Source organism: Azospirillum oryzae (assembly GCF_900177515.1).
Lineage (GTDB): Bacteria > Pseudomonadota > Alphaproteobacteria > Azospirillales > Azospirillaceae > Azospirillum > Azospirillum oryzae_A.
Genome location: NZ_FXAK01000007.1, coordinates 1,669,833 through 1,687,914 on the forward strand (window position 1 = coordinate 1,669,833; position 18,082 = coordinate 1,687,914).

At 67.1% G+C, this 18,082-nt stretch carries 17 protein-coding genes; 6 read left to right on the plus strand and 11 right to left on the minus strand.

Translation table 11 applies throughout. The features are described from left to right. Nucleotides 1-14: 14 nt before the first annotated feature. The 10 genes from B9N97_RS20360 to B9N97_RS20405 all read right to left on the minus strand — a co-directional run bounded on the left by B9N97_RS20360 (nucleotide 15) and on the right by B9N97_RS20405 (nucleotide 10,120). Nucleotides 15-1,502 carry a carboxypeptidase M32 gene (locus B9N97_RS20360; protein ID WP_085089568.1) on the minus strand — a complete coding sequence of 496 codons (1,488 nt, stop codon included), beginning with the start codon at nucleotides 1,500-1,502 and terminating at the stop codon, nucleotides 15-17. Continuing rightward, a complete protein-coding gene (locus B9N97_RS20365; RefSeq protein WP_085089569.1) occupies nucleotides 1,480-2,280 on the minus strand; it encodes an SURF1 family protein in 801 nt (266 codons plus the stop codon). Before B9N97_RS20365 ends, B9N97_RS20360 begins: the two co-directional genes overlap by 23 nt. Continuing rightward, on the minus strand, nucleotides 2,277-2,684 hold the full coding sequence (locus B9N97_RS20370) for a DUF983 domain-containing protein (protein WP_143266790.1): 408 nt from the start codon (nucleotides 2,682-2,684) through the stop codon (nucleotides 2,277-2,279). Before B9N97_RS20370 ends, B9N97_RS20365 begins: the two co-directional genes overlap by 4 nt. Nucleotides 2,685-2,717: 33 nt before the next feature. Further along, a complete protein-coding gene (locus B9N97_RS20375; RefSeq protein WP_208621237.1) occupies nucleotides 2,718-3,593 on the minus strand; it encodes a cytochrome c oxidase subunit 3 in 876 nt (291 codons plus the stop codon). A gap of 21 nt (nucleotides 3,594-3,614) precedes the next feature. Beyond that, a complete protein-coding gene (locus B9N97_RS20380) occupies nucleotides 3,615-4,256 on the minus strand; it encodes a cytochrome c oxidase assembly protein (RefSeq protein ID WP_085089570.1) in 642 nt (213 codons plus the stop codon). Further along, nucleotides 4,256-4,441, minus strand: coding sequence for a hypothetical protein (locus B9N97_RS20385; RefSeq protein ID WP_085089571.1), 186 nt, complete (start codon nucleotides 4,439-4,441; stop codon nucleotides 4,256-4,258). The genes B9N97_RS20380 and B9N97_RS20385 overlap by 1 nt, the downstream gene beginning before the upstream one ends. Then, nucleotides 4,438-5,349: a heme o synthase gene (gene cyoE / locus B9N97_RS20390; protein ID WP_085089572.1), complete on the minus strand. Its 912-nt coding sequence runs from the start codon at nucleotides 5,347-5,349 to the stop codon at nucleotides 4,438-4,440. Before cyoE ends, B9N97_RS20385 begins: the two co-directional genes overlap by 4 nt. A 140-nt stretch (nucleotides 5,350-5,489) precedes the next feature. Beyond that, nucleotides 5,490-7,124: a cytochrome c oxidase subunit I gene (gene ctaD, locus B9N97_RS20395; RefSeq protein ID WP_208621238.1), complete on the minus strand. Its 1,635-nt coding sequence runs from the start codon at nucleotides 7,122-7,124 to the stop codon at nucleotides 5,490-5,492. 117 nt (nucleotides 7,125-7,241) lie between these two features. Beyond that, nucleotides 7,242-8,105, minus strand: coding sequence for a cytochrome c oxidase subunit II (coxB, locus tag B9N97_RS20400; RefSeq protein WP_085089574.1), 864 nt, complete (start codon nucleotides 8,103-8,105; stop codon nucleotides 7,242-7,244). Nucleotides 8,106-8,725: 620 nt separating this feature from the next. Then, nucleotides 8,726-10,120 (minus strand): DUF3422 family protein, encoded by a 1,395-nt coding sequence (locus tag B9N97_RS20405; protein WP_244560811.1) that lies wholly within the window; start codon nucleotides 10,118-10,120, stop codon nucleotides 8,726-8,728. Nucleotides 10,121-10,350: 230 nt separating this feature from the next. Between B9N97_RS20405 and tldD the strand changes: the two genes are divergently transcribed. The 4 genes from tldD (at nucleotide 10,351) to B9N97_RS20425 (ending at nucleotide 13,515) form a co-directional block, all read left to right on the plus strand. Further along, on the plus strand, nucleotides 10,351-11,784 hold the full coding sequence (gene tldD, locus B9N97_RS20410) for a metalloprotease TldD (RefSeq protein WP_085089575.1): 1,434 nt from the start codon (nucleotides 10,351-10,353) through the stop codon (nucleotides 11,782-11,784). Nucleotides 11,785-11,935: 151 nt separating this feature from the next. Next, entirely contained in the window at nucleotides 11,936-12,496 is a 561-nt protein-coding gene (locus B9N97_RS20415; RefSeq protein ID WP_085089576.1) for a polymorphic toxin type 46 domain-containing protein, read from the plus strand. 84 nt (nucleotides 12,497-12,580) lie between these two features. Further along, nucleotides 12,581-12,868 (plus strand): immunity protein Tsi6 family protein, encoded by a 288-nt coding sequence (locus tag B9N97_RS20420; RefSeq protein WP_085089577.1) that lies wholly within the window; start codon nucleotides 12,581-12,583, stop codon nucleotides 12,866-12,868. Nucleotides 12,869-12,975: 107 nt separating this feature from the next. Further along, on the plus strand, nucleotides 12,976-13,515 hold the full coding sequence (locus B9N97_RS20425) for a glycine cleavage system transcriptional repressor (RefSeq protein ID WP_085089578.1): 540 nt from the start codon (nucleotides 12,976-12,978) through the stop codon (nucleotides 13,513-13,515). A gap of 20 nt (nucleotides 13,516-13,535) precedes the next feature. Here the strand turns inward: B9N97_RS20425 and sugE are convergent, their stop codons facing one another. Beyond that, complete coding sequence (gene sugE, locus B9N97_RS20430; RefSeq protein WP_085089579.1) at nucleotides 13,536-13,853, minus strand: quaternary ammonium compound efflux SMR transporter SugE; 318 nt, start codon at nucleotides 13,851-13,853, stop codon at nucleotides 13,536-13,538. A 223-nt stretch (nucleotides 13,854-14,076) separates the two neighbouring features. On the opposite strand from sugE, the gene B9N97_RS20435 reads away from it, so the two are divergent. Together B9N97_RS20435 and mfd are read left to right on the plus strand one after the other, a co-directional pair. Beyond that, nucleotides 14,077-14,400: an FAD assembly factor SdhE gene (locus B9N97_RS20435; RefSeq protein WP_085089580.1), complete on the plus strand. Its 324-nt coding sequence runs from the start codon at nucleotides 14,077-14,079 to the stop codon at nucleotides 14,398-14,400. Between the two features lie 40 nt (nucleotides 14,401-14,440). Then, entirely contained in the window at nucleotides 14,441-18,082 is a 3,642-nt protein-coding gene (gene mfd / locus B9N97_RS20440; RefSeq protein ID WP_085089581.1) for a transcription-repair coupling factor, read from the plus strand.

Genomic DNA, 18,082 nt, shown 5'->3' on the forward strand with positions numbered 1-18,082 from the left:
CCGCGAGTTGACGGTCAGAGATACCTCCGCTCCAGGTGCCGCTTGAACACCGTCGCATCCAGCGGCCGGCCGGTCGCCGCCGTCAGCAGTTCGTCGCCGGAGGCGTGGAAGCATCCCGTCTCATGCACATTCACCCGCAGCCAGTTCACCAGCGGCGCGAACTCGCCGCGCGACAGCGCCGGGACGATCTCCGGATCGGCGGTGCGGGCGGCGTCGAACAGTTGGGCCGCGGTCATGGCGCCCAGCGTATAGCTGGGAAAATAGCCCCAGCCGCCTCCCGGCCAGTGGATATCCTGCAGACAGCCCAGCCGGTCATCCGGCGGCACCACCCCCACCAGTTCGGCCATGCCGTCGTTCCAGGCGCCCGGCAGGTCCGGCAGGGTCAGGTCACCGGCGATCAGCGCCTTTTCCAGGCGGTAGCGCAGGATGATGTGGGCGGGATAGGTAACCTCGTCGGCATTGACGCGGATGAAGCCGCGCTCCACCCGGCTGTAGAGGCGGCGCAGGTTGTCGGCCTCCCAGGCCGGCCCCTCGCCACCGAAGGTCTCGCGCACCACCGGCGCCAGCCACGTGATGAACTCGGCCGAGCGGCAGGCCTGCATTTCCATCAGCAGCGACTGGCTTTCATGCACCGCCATGCCGCGCGACTGGCCCACCGGCTGGCTCAGCCATGCGCGTGGGCGGTTCTGCTCGTACAGCGCATGGCCGGTCTCGTGCAGGATGCCCATCAGCGCATCGGTGAAGTTCGCCTCGTCGTAACGGGTGGTGATGCGCACATCGCCGGTCGCTCCGCCGCAGAAGGGATGCAGCGACACGTCGAGCCGGCCGCGGCTGAAGTCGAAGCCCAGCCGCTCCATCATGCGGACGCCAAGCTCGCGCTGCTTTTCGACCGGGAATGGCCCCTGCGGCTCGATCACTGCCGGCGCCGCAGCTTGGCGGTCGAGAACGCGGCCGATCAGGTCGGGGAGGAAGCCGGACAGATCGGCGAACAGGGCGTCGATGCGCTCCGCCCGTGCTCCCGGATCGTGGCTGTCGAGCAGCGCATCATAGGCGCTGATCCCCATCACCGATCCCAGCGCCTCCGCTCCCTCGCGCACGCGGGCCAGCACCTCGGTCAGGGATGGCAGCAGCTTGGCGAAGTCGCTCTCCGCCCGCGCGGCGCGCCAGGTCATTTCACAGACCGACACCGCCTTGCTGGTCGCCTCCACCAGATCGGCGGGAATGGCGGTTGCCTGGATGTGATGCCGGCGCATCTCGCGCAGGTTGGCACGCTGCCAGGCGTCGAGGCCGTCGTCGCTTTCCGCCTCCGCCAGCAGATCGGCCATGCGCGGATCGGTCGCCAGCTCGTGCGCGATCACCGACAGGGTCGCGGTCTGCTCCGCCCGGCTGTCGTTGGCCCCTTCCGGCATGATCGTCTGGGTGTCCCAGCCGAGGATGCCCAGCGCGTCGCCGATGGCGGCGATGCGGGCGTGTCGGCGTTCAAGCTCCTGATATGCGGTCATCGGGTCGTCCGTCGGTTCCGGTGTCGGCGCGCTTGCGCTGAGACAGCACGTAGATCCCGGCGAGCGTCACCGCAAGCCCATACCAGGTCAAGGCATACTGCAGGTGGTTGTTCGGCAGTTCCACCCGCGGCGCAATCCCCGCCAGCGTTCCGGCCGGCGCCCCGGACAGCATGGTCCCCTGCCCCGGCAGCATCTCCACCACGACCGGCGCCACGTCGCCCAGCGACAGCGCCGCCGCCATCGCCCGCGGATCGGCGCGCATCCAGGCGGAACCGGGGGCCGGCGTGCCGTTGCCGGGTTGGAAGAAGCCGGGCGGCTGCGGCACGCGGACGATGCCCTTGACGCTCACCTCCCCCTCGACCCGCGCGGCCGGACGGGTCGCCGGGTCGCGGAGGTCCATCGGAACGAATCCGCGGTTGACCAGCACGATGCCGGCCCCGTCGGCGCGTTGAAGCGGCGTCAGCACCTCATAGCCGACCTGCCCCTGGTGCGGGCGGGCGATCAGCAGCATTTCCTTGTCGTTCAGGAAGCGCCCTGCCAGCGTCACCGGCCGGAACTCCCACGCGGCGGGATCGTCGATGCGAGCGGGCAGAGGCGCAGGCGGCTCGGCCATCCGCCGGTCGATCCGCGCGATCAGTTCCTCCTTCCATTGCAGCCGCTCCAGCTGCCATGTGCCAAGCCCGATGGTCACCGCCAGCCCCAGCAGAGTGACCAGCGTCGCCCCCAGCGACGGGCGGAAACGACGCCGCTCGCCTGCTTCGGCTGCGGCGGCGCTCACGACCCCTTCTCCACTTCGCTGCGGCGATAGCGGTACTGCAAGGCGACGACATAGGCCTTCGCAGGCCGCAGCATGCCCAGCGTCAGCGCCAGCACGACGATGCTCCAGACGATGGCGTGTAGCCACAGCGGCCAGTCCACCGTCATCGACACCCACAGCGCCAGCGGCACCACCAGGAAACCCAGGATGAAGATCAGGAAGACTGCCGGCCCGTCGCCGCTGTCGACCTGGGAGAAATCCAGATCGCAGACATTGCAGCGTTCCGCCACAGTCAGATAGCCGTCGAACAGCCTCCCCTTGCCGCAACGCGGACAGACGCTGCGCAGGCCCGCCGACAGTGGGGAAACTCTGGGGTACAGATCGATCACGCCTTCACCTCCCGTTCGAACCGTTCCGGCAGACATATGGGCCGCCGGAACGGTGCGGCACCGGTGGCGTCAGTGTGCGGCGATCACACCGCCATGACCACCCCACCAATAGACCGACACGAACAGGAACAGCCAGACGACGTCGACGAAATGCCAGTACCAGGCCGCCGCTTCGAAACCGAAATGGCTTTGCGGCGTGAAATGCCCCTTCACCGTGCGAACCCAGCAGACCGCCAGGAAGATGGTGCCGACCAGCACATGGAAGCCGTGGAAGCCGGTCGCCATGTAGAAGGTCGACGGGAAGATGCCGTCGGTGAACTTGAAGGCGGCGTGGACATACTCATAGGCCTGGAAGAAGGTGAACAGCACGCCCAGCAGGACGGTCAGCCCCAGCGCCTTGGCGGCCGTCCGGTTTTGTCCTTCAATGATGGCATGGTGCGCCCAAGTGACCGTGACGCCCGACAGCAGCAGCGTAAGCGTCATCATCAGCGGCATGTCGAACGGGTCGATGACATGCACGTTCGGCGGCGGCCAGATGGCGTCGGGATTGATCGGCGAAACCTTGGGCTCCAGCGCCGCGTGGAAGAAGGCCCAGAAGAAGGCGGCGAAGAACATCACCTCCGACGCGATGAACAGCGCCATGCCATAGCGCAGGCCGATCTTCACCACCGGCGTGTGGGCATGTTCTACCACCGATTCCCGGATGACGGAGCGCCACCAGCCGAACATCGTCACCAGGATGGCCAGCACGCCCAGCACCAGCAGGAAGGAGCCGCCGCCGTGCATGAAGACGACCAGACCGGTCGCCAGAAGCCCGCCGGAAAACGCGCCGATCAGCGGCCAGGGGCTGGGCTTCAGCAGATGGTAGGGATGCGGGATGCCGGCGCCCGGTTCATGGGCTGATGGTTCGGCGTGCGGCATTTGCCCGTGGGTGATGTCGGCCATCGTCTCACTACCCCATATGGTTTAGTTTGTGGCGGTCGCCCCCGGCTCCGCCTTTTGTTTGCTTGCTCCCGCGTCCGAAGACGTGGCGGCGGCCGTGTGCTGCGCAAGCTTGGCCTCGCTGTCCTTGGCGCGGAAGAAGGTGTAGGACAGCGTGATGGTCGTCACGTCGTCCATGTTCGGATCGTCGGCCATCGACGGGTCGACGAAGAAGGTCACCGGCATGTCCACGACCTGGCCGGGTTCCAGGATCTGCTCGTCAAAGCAGAAGCACTGAATCTTGTTGAAATAGGCGCCCGCCTTTTCCGGCGTGACGTTGTAGACGGCGGTGCCGACGGTGGGCTTGCCTGCCCGGTTCTCGGCGCGGTAGGCGGCGAACCCGGTTTCGCCCAGCTTCAGCACCAGCTCCTTCTGCTCCGGCTTGAAGGACCAGGGAAGGGCGGAGTTGGTGTCGGCGTTGAAGCGGATGGTCACCTTGCGGTCGACGACGCGCGCTGCGGCCTGTTCCGCCCGCTGGGTCGTTCCGCCGAAGCCGGTGACCGAGCAGAACAGGGTGTAGAGCGGGACCGACGCATAGGTCAGCCCGATCATTCCCGCCACCATCCCGAACAGGGTGCCGAGGATGAGGCGGTTGCGGCGGCGCAGCTTGTCGTCGCGCCCGCCCATCAGTGCGCCCCACCCATCCGCACGACCGTGATGGCATAAAACAGGGCGACCAGCGCCAGCAGGGCGGCCAGAACCGCCAGATTGCGGCCCCGCAGCTTCTTGGCGCGAAGGTCGGCCTCCTGCCGCCTCTGCTCTTCGACAGAAGTGCGGGTATCGGTCAGGTCGTCGCGTTCCATCGCCGTCATGCCCACCCTCCGAGGATCAGCCGCTCGCCCATCATCACGGCGAACAGCAGGAACAGGTACAGGATCGAGAAACCGAACATCTTCTTGGCCGGCTTGTCGTCGCTTGCCCGCAGGACGCGGACGGCGCAGCCGACGAACATCAGTCCGAGGATGGCCGACACCGCCAGATAGACCGGCCCGGCGATGCCGACGAAGTACGGCGCCGCGGCCACCGGAAGCAGGATCAGCGTGTAGAGCAGCATCTGGCGCTTGGTCGCCGTCTCTCCCGCCACCACCGGCATCATCGGCACGCCGGCGCGGGTGTAGTCGCCGTTGCGGAACAGGGCCAGCGCCCAGAAATGCGGCGGCGTCCACAGGAAGATCAGCAGGAACAGCAGGACGGACGGCAGGTCCACCGTGCCGGTCACCGCGGCCCAGCCGATCATCGGCGGGAAGGCGCCGGCAGCCCCGCCGATCACGATGTTCTGCGGGGTCCGGCGCTTCAGCCACATGGTGTAGACGAAGATGTAGAAGCCGATGGTGACCGCCAGCAGCGCCGCCGCCGCCCAGTTCACCGCCAGCCCCATCACAACCACCGACAGAACCGACAGGGTGACGCCAAAGCCGAGCGCCTCCGCCGGTTCGACCCGGCCGGAGGGGATCGGGCGCTTCACCGTGCGGGTCATCACCGCGTCGATGTCGCGGTCGTACCACATGTTGATCGCGCCCGACGCGCCAGCGCCGACGGCGATGCACAGGACGGCGACCATCGCCAGGAAGGGATGGATGTGGCCAGGCGCCAGGACGATGCCGGCCAGCCCGGTGAAAACCACAAGCGACATGACCCGCGGCTTGAGCAACTCGATGAAGTCACCGGCCGACGCCCCTCCGGTCTGGTTGAGCGTCAGTTCGTTCGTCACGTCCGTCATATCATGTCCTTGTCGTCTACTAACCCCGGTCCGTCACCCCGGTGCCCCTCCTGCCGGCGCCCATTCTTCGGGCTGCTCGGCTTGGTACCTTTTTTATGAGGCGGGCGCCTCTTCGCGGCGACGCCCGCCCGTTAGCATGCTTACTTCACCTGCGGCAACGTTTCGAACGCGTGGAACGGCGGCGGCGAACTGACCGACCATTCCAGCGTACCGGCCTGCGGGCCCCAATAGGCGCCCGGCACCCGTTCGCCGCTGCGCAGCGTCTTCCAGGCGATCCACACGAACAGCAGCGTCGAGGCGAAGGAGAGGTAGGCGCCCAGCGACGAGACCATGTTCCAGCCCCAGAAGGCATCCGGGTAGTCCGGGATGCGGCGCGGCATGCCGGACAGGCCCAGGAAATGCTGCGGGAAGAACACCAGGTTGACACCGATGAAGGTGGTGTAGAAATGGACCTTGCCCCAGAACTCCGGATACTGGCGCCCCGACATCTTGCCGATCCAGTAGTACCAGCCGGCGAAGATCGAGAACACCGCGCCCAGCGACAGCACATAGTGGAAGTGCGCCACGACGTAGTAGGTGTCGTGCATGTAGTTGTCGAGACCGCCGTTCGCCAGCACCACGCCGGTGACGCCGCCGACCGTGAACAGGAAGATGAAGCCCAGCGCCCACAGCATAGGCACCCGGAATTCGATCGACCCGCCCCACATGGTGGCGATCCAGGAGAAGATCTTCACGCCGGTCGGCACCGCGATGATCATGGTGGCGGCGGTGAAGTAGGCCTTGGTGTTGACGTCCAGGCCGACCGTGTACATGTGGTGCGCCCACACGACGAAGCCGACGACGCCGATGGCGACCATGGCGTAGGCCATGCCGAGATAGCCGAACACCGGCTTCTTGGAGAAGGTCGACACGATGTGGCTGATGATGCCGAAGGCCGGCAGGATCATGATGTAGACTTCGGGGTGGCCGAAGAACCAGAACAGGTGCTGGAACAGGATCGGGTCGCCGCCGCCTTCGGGATTGAAGAAGGTGGTGCCGAAATTGCGGTCGGTCAGCAGCATGGTGATGGCGCCGCCCAGAACCGGCACGGCCAGCAGCAGCAGGAAGGCCGTCACCAGCATCGCCCAGACGAACAGCGGCATCTTGTGCAGCGTCATGCCAGGCGCGCGCATGTTGAAGATGGTGGTGATGAAGTTCACCGCGCCGAGGATCGAGCTGGCGCCGGCCAGATGCAGGGCGAAGATCGCCATGTCGACCGATGGTCCGCTATGCCCCAGCGTCGATGACAGCGGCGGGTAGATCGTCCAACCGGTGCCGGCGCCCGTGCCGACGAAGGCGGAGCCCAGCAGCAGCAGGAAGGCCGGCACGATCAGCCAGAAGCTGATGTTGTTCATGCGCGGGAAGGCCATGTCGGGCGCGCCGATCATGAGCGGGACGAACCAGTTGCCGAAGCCGCCGATCAGCGCCGGCATCACCACGAAGAACACCATGATCAGGCCGTGCGCCGTGATCAGCACGTTCCACATCTGGCCGTCGGAGACGAACTGCAGCCCCGGTGACTGAAGCTCCGCCCGCATGATGACGGAGAACAGGCCGCCGATCAGCCCGGCGATGACCGAGAAGATCAGATAGAGCGTGCCGATGTCCTTGTGGTTGGTCGAATAGAACCAGCGCTGCACGAAGCCGGGGACGTGATGATCGTCATGCCCGTGCCCATGGTCGCCAGCATGCTCCCCATGTCCTGGTGTGCCATGTCCCGGTGTGGCGTTTGCCATGTCTCTACCCTTTGTCGCTGTCCCTGGCCGCCGTCCGCTCCGGTCGGTTCGGAGCGTCGGCGGTTGGGTGGGTTCTTCTTATCGCAATGTCCCTGCGGCGGGCTGTGCGATGTCCGCTTATTCGACCAGCGTTCCGGTCGGGCGCTGCGCCACGTCGCGGTCGCCGTCCCCAGGGGCGTTGGCCGGCGCGAAGGCGGTCTTCGCCTTGGCGACCCAGGCGTCGAACGCTTCCCGGGACACCGCTTCCACCGCTATCGGCATGAAACCGTGGTTGGTGCCGCAGATCTCCGAGCACTGGCCGTAATAGACGCCTTCGCGCTCGGCCTTGAACCAAGTCTCGTTGATGCGGCCGGGAACGCCGTCCTTCTTCAGACCGAAAGCGGGGATCGCCCAGGAATGGATCACGTCGCCGGCAGTCACCAGCACGCGCACGGTGGTGTTCACCGGCACGACCACGCGGTTGTCGACCTCCAGCAGGCGGCGCTGGCCGGGCTTCAGATCCGTCTCCGGGATCATGTAGCTGGAGAAGGTGATGTTGCCATGGTCGGGATATTCGTAATCCCAATACCACTGGTGGCCGGTGACCTTGATGGTCATGTCGGCCTGCGGAATGCGCTCCGCCGCATAGAGCAGCTTGAAGGACGGAACGGCGATCACGATCAGGATGATGACCGGAACCACGGTCCAGGCGACCTCGAGCACCGTGTGGTGCGAGGTCTTGGACGGGACCGGGTTCCTCTGCGCATTGAAACGGACGACGCAATAGGCCAGCAGGCCCGCGACGAGGATCACGATCAGCGTGATGATGACGGTCAGCAGGTCGTTGAACGAGGTCATCAGGTGTTTGACCGGCGAGGCGGAGGGCTGCATGCCCATCTCCCACGGCCGCGGCTCGTTCGCCAGGGCGGTCGTCGCACCCCAGCCCCCTACCATCGACAGCACAGCCGCCAGGCCGGCGGCGTACAGGCTTTGCCTTCTCATCCCCAACCCCTTCTTAGCCGCGACGCTCGTCATGGCCCGCGGTCGTCTCTTCCCGCCGACGCTCCCTCCGCCCTGTTGATCCGGACCGGTATCTGTTCGCGCGGTCCATGGTTGGGCTTATCAGCGAACGCCAGTTTATGCAGGGATCACGCCATCTTAGCGCGACATATACCCGCAGCCGGAGCTTATCCCCGCGCCCCGCTGGGTTACAAGCCTTTCCTCTCTCCCACTGTCTGCATAGACTTTTCCTCACATTCGGATGGGCCGTGCGGATAAAGGTTGAGCGAGGATTGGGGTCATGCCATGCGACATTCCGCCGCAGTCCGTTGGACCAGCGGAGTTTTGTGGGAATGGGGTGCGGAAAGGATGTGAGAGTGCGCTGTGAAGGCCGCGCAGGATTGTTGCGGTGCTTGGGCGCGACTCAGGGGGTTAGGATGGGGAAGGCTCAGGGTCCGGGCCAGATGGGCGAAGGTGATAGGCGCCGCGGCCCCCTCCCCAACCCTCTCCCGCTCTCAGCGGACCTTCGGTCCGCCTGTCGCGTCAGCACAAAGCGAAGCTTTGTGCGAGAGCTCCGCGGGAGAGGGTTAGGGAGGGTGCAAAACCCCGCCGAAAACAAATACTCAATGCCCCCCGACCAGCACCTTGCGAATCCGGCGCACGCCCGACCAGACGAAGGCGATGACGATGGGGATCATCACCCCCACCAGCATGTCGGGATCGACCTTGAACCCGAAGCCCTTCAGCCCCTTGGCCGCATAGCCGACGATGCCGACGAGGTAATAGCTGATCGCCACCACCGACAGCCCTTCGACCGTCTCCTGCAGGCGCAGCTGCAATTGCGCCCGGCGGTCCATGGACTGGAGCAGTTCGGCGTTCTGCCCCTCCACCGCGATCTCGACCCGGGTGCGCAGCAGATTGCTGGCCCGCGCGACACGCTGCGACAGCGAATCGAGACGTTGCTCCACCGCCTCGCAGGTGCTGATCGCCGGGTTCAGGCGGCGGTCCATGAACTCCTGGATGGTCTGCAGCCCCTCGATCCGGATCTCGCGCAGTTCCTCGATTCGCCGCTCCACCAGCTCGTAGTAGGCGCGGGCGGCACCGAATCGATAGGCGGTCTCCGCGGAGATTTGCTCGGTCTGTGCCGCCAGCAGGGTCAGGCGGTCCAGCAGGTCGCGTTCGTCCTGCAGGCCGCGCAGGCTGGCGATCCGGGTGGTGACGTCGGACAGCCCGGCCTCGATCGGGCCGATGCGGGGCAGAACGCCGCGCGCCATCGGCAGGGCCAGCAGAGCCAGCACGCGGTAGGTCTCGATCTCCAGCAGGCGCTGGACGACGCGGCCGGTCTGGCGCGGGGTCATCGAATGGTCGGCGACCAGCATCCGCGAGAACCCGTCGCCGTGGATGCGGAAATCGGTCCAGGCGGTGGCCGACCGGCCGGCGATCCGCGACCCGACATAGCTTTCCGACCCGAACATCGCCGCCATCATGTTGGCGGACGGCTCCGGCTGGTCGGCGGAGAGCACGGCGACATGGATACCGACCAGCAGTTCGCCCGGCAGCCCGGCCAGCCAGTCACGCGGCAAGGCATGCAGCGCCGGTTCCAGGAAAGGATCGGTCAGGGAGCCGGCCGGCATTGCGCTGGGGCGGAAGACCGTCCAGGTCGAGAATTCCGTGTGCCGCTCCCACTTCAGGTTGAAGCTGCCGAAGGACGCGCTGTGGTGGGTGGCGCCCTGCGGCGGCCGTACCACGCCGGCCCAGTCGCACAGCGCCTCCAGATGCCGGCGGTCGGCCTCCGCCGCACCCTCCCCCGACAGCATCGCCAGCATGGTGGCGCGCACCGGCGCCGTCAGCGATTCGGGCGGCCGGGCATGGACCTCGTTGGTGAGCGTCTGCCGCAGCGGATGGTCCTGCAACGGACGCTGGCCGATCATGCCGGGGCCGGTCATGCCGACGCCGGTTCCGGAGGCGCCTGCGCGGTTCAGGATATCCGTGGTCGTCCGCACCGCTCCGTCGCCCATGCTTTCCTCCGCCATCCCAGCACCGTACGCTGGAGGTTACACAATCCGGCATCGGCGAACTTGCCGGATCGCGCCAGCGTCGCCACACTATAGTCAGTCCGTTAGAACACATCGTGCGGCGCGGCGCGAGACCGCCCGCTAAGACGCTGTGTCCTACCATGGAACAAGGCCGGCACACGCCGTCAGGCCGGGCAGACCGGGTTCCGCCCCATCACAGGTTCGGAGTTTTCATGAGCGCGCTTGCCGTCACCGACGATCTCTTCTTCAACCGCGCCGGCATGGACCGCGCCCGCGTGGAAGGCGTCGTGCAGGACGCCCTGCACAGTGCCGACGATGGGGAGCTTTATCTCGAATACGCCCAGAGCGAGTCGCTGGGCTGGGACGATGGGAAGCTGAAGTCCGCCAGCTTCGACACGACCCAGGGATTCGGCCTGCGCGCCATCGCCGGCGAGGCGACCGGATACGCCCATGCCAGCAACCTGTCGGAAGAGGCCATCCGCCGCGCTGCCGCCACCGTGCGCGCCGTGCAGGCCGGCCACACCGGCACGCTGGCGGAACCGCCGGCCGGCACCAACCGGGCCCTCTACATCCCCGACAATCCCCTGCACCTCGTTCCCTTCGAGGAGAAGGTGAAGCTGCTGGCCGACATCGACGCCTATGCCCGCGCCAAGGACGAGCGGGTGCGGCAGGTCAGCTGCTCGATCAGCGGCGAATGGCAGGCGGTGCAGATCATGCGCGCCGACGGCGTGCGCGTCGCCGACCTGCGCCCTCTGGTCCGCCTGAACGTCTCCGTCGTGGTGGCCGAGGGCGACCGGATGGAGACCGGTGGTTACGGCGGCGGCGGCCGCGTCACCTACGAACATTACATCCAGCCGGAGACCTGGCGCGGCTTCGTCGACGAGGCGCTGCGGCAGGCGCTGGTCAACCTGTCCTCCGTCCCTGCCCCCGCGGGCGAGATGACGGTGGTTCTGGGCAGCGGCTGGCCGGGCATCCTGCTGCACGAGGCCATCGGCCACGGGCTGGAGGGCGACTTCAACCGCAAGAAGACCTCTGCCTTCTCCGGCCTGATGGGCCAGCGCATCGCCGCTCCCGGCGTTACCATCGTCGATGACGGCACCATCGAGAACTCGCGCGGCTCCATCAGCGTCGACGACGAGGGCACGCCCGGCCAGTGCACCACGCTGATCGAGGACGGCATCCTGGTCGGCTTCATGCAGGACCGCATGAACGCCCGCCTGATGGGCATGCGCCCGACCGGCAACGGCCGGCGCCAGAGCTTCGCCTACAACCCGATGCCGCGCATGACCAACACGGTGATGCGCAACGGCAACCACACGCCGGAAGAGATCATCGCGTCGGTCAAGAAGGGCATCTATGCCAAGAATTTCGGCGGCGGTCAGGTCGACATCACCAACGGCAAGTTCGTGTTCTCCGCCAGCGAAGCCTACCTGATCGAGGACGGCAAGCTGGGTCCCGCCGTGAAGGGCGCCACCCTGATCGGCAACGGTCCGGACAGCCTGACCAAGGTGTCGATGATCGGCAACGACAGCCGCCTCGACCCCGGCGTCGGCACCTGCGGCAAGGACGGCCAGGGCGTGCCGGTCGGCGTCGGCCAGCCGACGCTGAAGCTGGAAGGCCTGACCGTCGGCGGCACCGCCGCCTGACGTCCAGGAGCATCCCCACTCCCTTGCCTTGAATGAGGGGCCGGACCGTACATGCGGTCCGGCCCCTCTTCGCATTTCGGGCTTGGAGCACTCGATTGCATCGGTATCGTCATTCCGGAGATTTTCAACTTTCCGGACTGGATGATTGCCCATGTATTCTCTGCCGCGCATTTTCAAGACAGCGACACTCGCATTGGGACTGGCGCTGGTTTCGGCGCTGCCGGGAAATGCCCAGACCGCTCCCACCGCCGAGCAGGTGGTCGCCGCCAAGTCTGCCGGCACCAACGCCGACCAGCTGAACGCGCGCGTGGTGGTGGCGAGCTATTTCTATGCCTCGACCGACCTCACCGCCGCCCGCTACGCCGACGACTCCAAGGGCATCGATTTCTCCAAGCCGCTGGAGGTGGTCGACGTGACCGCCGGGACCACCTGGTATCAGTATGTCCGCACCGGCTATGACAGCATCCGATTCGGCAACTTCTTCTCTCCGGTGGTGACGGCGACGCCCGACTGCCTCGGCATTTCCGGCGCCGGGCGGGCCGAGTACAAGGCGGTTCTGCCCGCCGGCCAGGGGCTGAAGTCGGTGGCCGCCCCCATCGTCGACAGTTGGACCACGCCTGGCACCAGCGTGCAGACCAAGGGCGGCTGCGCCCAGGTCGTGGTGCCGAACACCGTCAAGGCCGGCGTCACCAGCGGCGGACTGGTTCAGTAAGGCCGCAACCAACCGCAGCCGTCGGTGTTCACCCGATGGCGGCAATGGTCCAGACTGGCCGCCGCCATCCACGGGAGCCCTGCCATGCCGGACATCGCCACCACCGACGAACTGCGCCGCCACATCGCGCAGGCCCAGGCCGGGGTTGCCGCACTGGCGCGGCGGGAGCCGGAGAACAGTTGGCTGGCCAGCATCCAGCGCCAGCTCGACTATGTCGACACCGCGGCGCGGAACGGGGCCAAGCGGCTGGATTGTGCCGAGGACCTGAATTTCGGCCTGCTCGCCTCCCACTATGTCGACGATGTCGATTCTGAGTTGGCGGCCAAGCTTCACGCCATCAGCGCCGCCACCCGCCGGCTGTTCGGCGGCTGATCCTCACTTTCCGCTGGCGTTCACGGCATACGGCTTCGATGATCGCTCAACCGCGCGGAACGGCAGAAGCCGTGTCCGCGAAGAAAACCGACCACGGGAGACGTGCGATGGCGACGGAATCGACTGCTGGGCTGGCCCTGGTTTCCACCTTCTGCCCCGACCGGGTCGGTCTGGTCTCCGGCATCACCAGCCACCTGTTCGAACAGGGCATCAACCTGCGCGACGCGACCTTCGCCTCGCTGGGAACCGGCGCCGAGTTCTCCGCCGTCTGCGAGCTGCCCGACGGCCTGACGGTGGCGGAGCTTCAGGCCAGCCTGTCGTCCCTGCCCGTCCTGGCCGGTGCAGAGGTGAAGGTCAGCCCCTTCGCCTTCGATCCGCAGCCTGGGCCGCAGGCGCTGGTCACCCACCGTGTCGAGGTGTCGGGCGGCGACCAGCCCGGCCTCGTGGCGCGCCTGTCGGAAATTTTTACGCAGTTCGAGGCCAACATCGTGCGCCTTGACGCGCAGACCCTGCCCGACCGCGCCGGTGAGCGCTACGTCCTGCGCTTCTCGGTGTCGATACCGGCGGAGCGGGCGGAGGTGTGCCTGTCGGCCGTGGCGAACACCGCGGAGACGCTGGGGCTGACCTGCCGGACGGAAGTGCTTTGAGGGGGTGCTGAATGCCCCCCTTACCCATGCAGAACCTTCAGCCCCACGATCCCGCCGATGATCGCTGCGATGCACAGCAGTCGCAGCGCCCCGGCGGGCTCGCCGAACAGCATCATGCCCAGCACCGCGGTGCCGACCGTTCCTATGCCGGTCCACACCGCATAGGCAGTCCCCAGCGGCAGGCTTTTCAGCGCGGCGCCGAGCAGCAGGATGCTCGCCAGCATGGCCGCGGCGGTCAGCACGCTCGGCAGCGGGCGGGTGAAGCCCTCGGTGTATTTCAGGCCGACGGCCCAGGCGATTTCGAAAAGACCGGCGAAGAACAGCGTGACCCACGCCATGACGGCGACTCCGTCCTGGAATGGCGGGGTCGTCCCCACCCGGTTACCCTCTTCCATTCGGCGGGGTCGTCCCCGCGGGTCCCCGGCAGATAGGACATCCCCGGCACAGGGTCAAGGCAGGCGGCCATGGTTGCATCGCCGCGCCGGCCCGTGCAGGATGGGGTTCCTGAATGGTTCCCCCTTCGCCGCTGGTGGCGCTGGGGGCTTTCGACGTTGGACAGCAATGACCGAAAACGGCACCCCCACGGCTTCCAAGACGCAGGCTCCCGAGAAGGCCGAATCGCTTGAAAACCGGCGCAAGCGCCTGCGCTTCCGCTCCTGGCACCGCGGCACGCGGGAGATGGACCTGCTGATGGGCAGCTTCGCCGACGCCCATGTCGGCGATTTCGACCACGCCATGCTCGACCGATTCGAAGCGCTGCTGGAGCTTGGCGATCCCGACCTCTACGACTGGATGTCCGGGCGCGAGCCGGTGCCGGCCGAGCATGACAATGACGTGATGCGCCTGTTGACGGCATTCCGTTACACACCACGTCAAGGCTCCTGACGCACCGACGCTCTCCCCTGCATCTCCGAGGCATCCTCCTTTGGTCAGTTACGATCTCCAGCCCGGCCGCGCCGGCCGTCTCCTGATCGGCGGCGCGCCCGAGGGTCATGACGCCCGCATCCTGGCGGAGCTTGCGCAGAAGGCCGGGGCCTATGGCCTGCTGCATGTCGCGCTGGACGACACACGCTGCGCTTTGCTGGCGGAGGCGCTGGCCTTCTTCGCGCCGAAGCTGGAGGTGCTGACCTTCCCGGCCTGGGACTGCCTGCCCTATGACCGGGTGTCGCCGAACGGCGGCATCGTCGCCCGGCGCATCGACACGCTGACCCGGCTGATCGCCCGGCGCGAGGCGGCGTCGAACCGCGACGGTCTGGCGCCGCTGATCGTGCTGACCACCGTCAACGCCGTGGTGCAGAAGGTGCCTCCGCGCAGCGCCTTCAAGGATGCGGTGTTCTCGGCAGGCTTGCGTGACCGGATCGACCTGGAGAAGCTGCAGCGCTACCTCGCCGGCAACGGCTACACCCGCGCCCAGACGGTGCGGGAGCCGGGCGAGTTCGCGGTGCGCGGCGGCATCGTCGACCTGTTCCCGCCCGGCACGGAGGAGCCGCTCCGCCTCGACCTGTTCGGCGACGAGCTGGAGGGGGTGCGCGCCTTCGACCCCATGACCCAGCGCACCACCGACAAGCGCGACCGTGTCGAGCTGAAGCCGATGTCGGAGGTCTTCCTGGACGAGGCCGGGATCGCCCGCTTCCGCTCCGGCTATCGCGAGCTGTTCGGTGCGGTGACCGACGACGACCCGCTCTACGAGGCGATCTCCGCCGGCCGGTCCTATGGCGGGATGGAGCATTGGCTGCCGCTGTTCCACGAGAGCATGGACACGGTGTTGGATTACCTGCCGCGCGGCATCGTCAGCCTGGACCATCAGGCCAACGAGGCACGCGACGCCCGCATCGCCCAGGTGGTCGATTTCCACGCCTCCCGCGATTCGATGATGACCATCGAGAAGCGGGCGGGATCGCCGGTCTACAAGCCGGTGCCGGTCGCCTCCATGTTCCTCGACGCCACCGTCTGGGACGCGCTGATGGCCGAGCGTGCGGTGGCGCAGCTGCAAATCTTCTCCACGCCCCCCGGCATCAAGGGCACGGTGGACGCCGGCGGCAAGCGCGGTCACGACTTCGCCGAGGAGCGCAACCGCCCCGACGTGAATGTCTTCGACGCGGTGAAGGACCATATCCGTGCCTTGCGCGCCGACGGTCGCCGGGTGCTGATTGCCGGCTATTCGGCGGGCTCGCGCGACCGCCTGTCCAACGTGCTGGCCGACCACGGCATTCCCGGCCTGGAACCGGCGGAGAGCATGGAGGATGTCCGCCGCTTCGACCGCGGCATCATCGGCACCATCGTTCTGGGGATGGAGCATGGCTTCACCTCCCCCGACCTCGCCGTCATCACCGAACAGGACATCCTGGGTGACCGTCTGGTCCGCCCGGCCAAGAAGAAGCGCAAGGCCGCCAACTTCATCGCCGAGCATTCGGCCCTGCATGAAGGCGACGTCGTCGTCCACATGGACCACGGCATCGGCCGCTATGACGGGCTGGAGACGCTGGAGGTCACCGGCGCGCCCCACGACTGCCTGCGCATCATCTACGAGGGCGGCGACAAACTCTACGTCCCGGTCGAGAACATCGAGGTGCTGTCGCGCTACGGCTCGGAGGACGCCAACGTCCAGCTCGACAAGCTGGGCGGCGCCGGCTGGCAGGGCCGCAAGGCGCGGGTCAAGAAGCGCCTGAAGGACATGGCCGAAGCCCTGCTGAAAATCGCCGCGGAGCGCATGCTGAAGAAGGCCGATCCGGTGCTGACCCCGGAGGGCGTCTATCAGGAATTCGCGGCCCGCTTCCCCTATCCCGAGACCGACGACCAGTTGAAGGCCATCGAGGACATCTTCACCGACCTCGGCAGCGGCCGGCCGATGGACCGTCTGGTCTGCGGCGACGTCGGCTTCGGCAAGACCGAGGTCGCCCTGCGCGCCGCCTTCATGGTGGCGATGAGCGGCAAGCAGGTCGCCGTCGTCGTGCCGACCACCCTGCTCGCCCGCCAGCATTTCCGCACCTTCTCGACCCGATTCGCCGGCTTGCCGGTGCGCGTCGTCCAACTGTCGCGCATGGTCACCGCCCGCGAACAGACGCTGGTGAAGAAGGAACTGGCGGAGGGCACCGCCGACATCGTCGTCGGCACCCACGCCCTGCTCGCCAAGGGTCTCGACTTCAAGCGGCTCGGCATGGTCATCGTCGATGAGGAGCAGCATTTCGGCGTGAAGCAGAAGGAGCGGCTGAAGGAGCTGCGCGCCGACATCCATGTTCTGACGCTGACCGCCACGCCGATCCCGCGCACCCTGCAGATGGCGCTGTCCGGCGTGCGCGAGCTGTCGCTGATCGCCACCCCGCCGGTGGACCGTCTGGCGGTGCGCACCTTCGTCCTGCCCTATGACCCGGTGGTGATCCGCGAGGCGATCCTGCGCGAGCATTACCGCGGCGGCCAGACCTTCTATGTCTGTCCGCGCATCGAGGATCTGGCGAAGGTCGCCGAACGGGTGCGCGATCTGGTGCCGGAGGTCAAGATCGTCACCGCCCACGGCCAGATGCCGGCCAGCGAGTTGGAAGACGTGATGACCGCCTTCGACGAGGGCAAGTTCGAGGTCCTGCTCGCCACCAACATCATCGAGAGCGGACTGGACATCCCCAACGCCAATACGCTGATCGTCCACCGCGCCGACCTGTTCGGGCTGGCCCAGCTCTACCAGATCCGCGGGCGCGTCGGCCGGTCGAAGAAGCGCGGCTATGCCTATCTGACCTATGCCCCGAACAAGCCGCTGAACGCCACCGCCCAGCAGCGCCTGCACGTCATCGAGACGCTCGACAGCCTGGGTGCCGGCTTCCAGCTCGCCAGCCACGACATGGACATCCGCGGCGCCGGCAACCTGCTGGGCGAGGAGCAGTCTGGTCAGGTGCGCGAGGTCGGTGTCGAGCTGTACCAACAGATGCTGGAGGAGGCCGTCGCCAACGCCCGCGCGGCGATGCAGGAGGGGGCTGTTGCAGCGGCGGCGGCGCAGGAATGGGTGCCGCAGATCAACCTCGGCACGCCGGTGCTGATCCCGGAAAGCTATGTCCCCGACCTGACGGTGCGGCTGTCGCTCTACCGCCGCATCGCCGATCTGGTCGACCGGGCGGAGGTGGACGGCTTCGCCGCCGAACTGATCGACCGCTTCGGCAAGCTGCCGGAGGAGGTCGAGAACCTGCTGGACGTCGTCACCATCAAGCGCTGGTGCAAACAGGCCAATATCGACCGCGTCGACGCCGGGCCGAAGGGGCTTGTGCTGGCCTTCCACGACAATTTCTATGCCGAGCCGGCCAAGCTGCTGACCTACATCGCCCAGCACCTGACGCTGATGAAGCTTCGGCCCGACCACAAGCTGGTCTATGTCCGCGAATGGCCCGATCCGCAGGCCCGCGTGCGCAGCGTGCAGAAGCTGGTCAAGGATCTGGCGGAGATGGCGTCGGGCGGCGGGGTGCCGCGCGGCGAGACTCCGCCACCGCCCCCTCCCCCGCCGCCCCCCAAGCCGACCGGCGCCAAGATCGCCTCGCGCTTCGGCACGCCGTCCCGCTTCGGCCGTCCGACCGGGCGGCGCTGA

Coding starts and splice junctions, on each gene's coding strand:
- B9N97_RS20360 (WP_085089568.1), bottom strand. CDS start 1,502: ATGACCGCATATCAGGAGCTTGAACGCCGACACGCCCGCATCGCCGCC.
- B9N97_RS20370 (WP_143266790.1), bottom strand. CDS start 2,684: ATGTCTGCCGGAACGGTTCGAACGGGAGGTGAAGGCGTGATCGATCTG.
- B9N97_RS20375 (WP_208621237.1), bottom strand. CDS start 3,593: ATGGCCGACATCACCCACGGGCAAATGCCGCACGCCGAACCATCAGCC.
- B9N97_RS20380 (WP_085089570.1), bottom strand. CDS start 4,256: ATGGGCGGGCGCGACGACAAGCTGCGCCGCCGCAACCGCCTCATCCTC.
- B9N97_RS20385 (WP_085089571.1), bottom strand. CDS start 4,441: ATGACGGCGATGGAACGCGACGACCTGACCGATACCCGCACTTCTGTC.
- cyoE (WP_085089572.1), bottom strand. CDS start 5,349: ATGACGGACGTGACGAACGAACTGACGCTCAACCAGACCGGAGGGGCG.
- ctaD (WP_208621238.1), bottom strand. CDS start 7,124: ATGGCAAACGCCACACCGGGACATGGCACACCAGGACATGGGGAGCAT.
- coxB (WP_085089574.1), bottom strand. CDS start 8,105: ATGAGAAGGCAAAGCCTGTACGCCGCCGGCCTGGCGGCTGTGCTGTCG.
- B9N97_RS20405 (WP_244560811.1), bottom strand. CDS start 10,120: ATGGGCGACGGAGCGGTGCGGACGACCACGGATATCCTGAACCGCGCA.
- tldD (WP_085089575.1), top strand. CDS start 10,351: ATGAGCGCGCTTGCCGTCACCGACGATCTCTTCTTCAACCGCGCCGGC.
- B9N97_RS20415 (WP_085089576.1), top strand. CDS start 11,936: ATGTATTCTCTGCCGCGCATTTTCAAGACAGCGACACTCGCATTGGGA.
- B9N97_RS20420 (WP_085089577.1), top strand. CDS start 12,581: ATGCCGGACATCGCCACCACCGACGAACTGCGCCGCCACATCGCGCAG.
- B9N97_RS20425 (WP_085089578.1), top strand. CDS start 12,976: ATGGCGACGGAATCGACTGCTGGGCTGGCCCTGGTTTCCACCTTCTGC.
- sugE (WP_085089579.1), bottom strand. CDS start 13,853: ATGGCGTGGGTCACGCTGTTCTTCGCCGGTCTTTTCGAAATCGCCTGG.
- B9N97_RS20435 (WP_085089580.1), top strand. CDS start 14,077: ATGACCGAAAACGGCACCCCCACGGCTTCCAAGACGCAGGCTCCCGAG.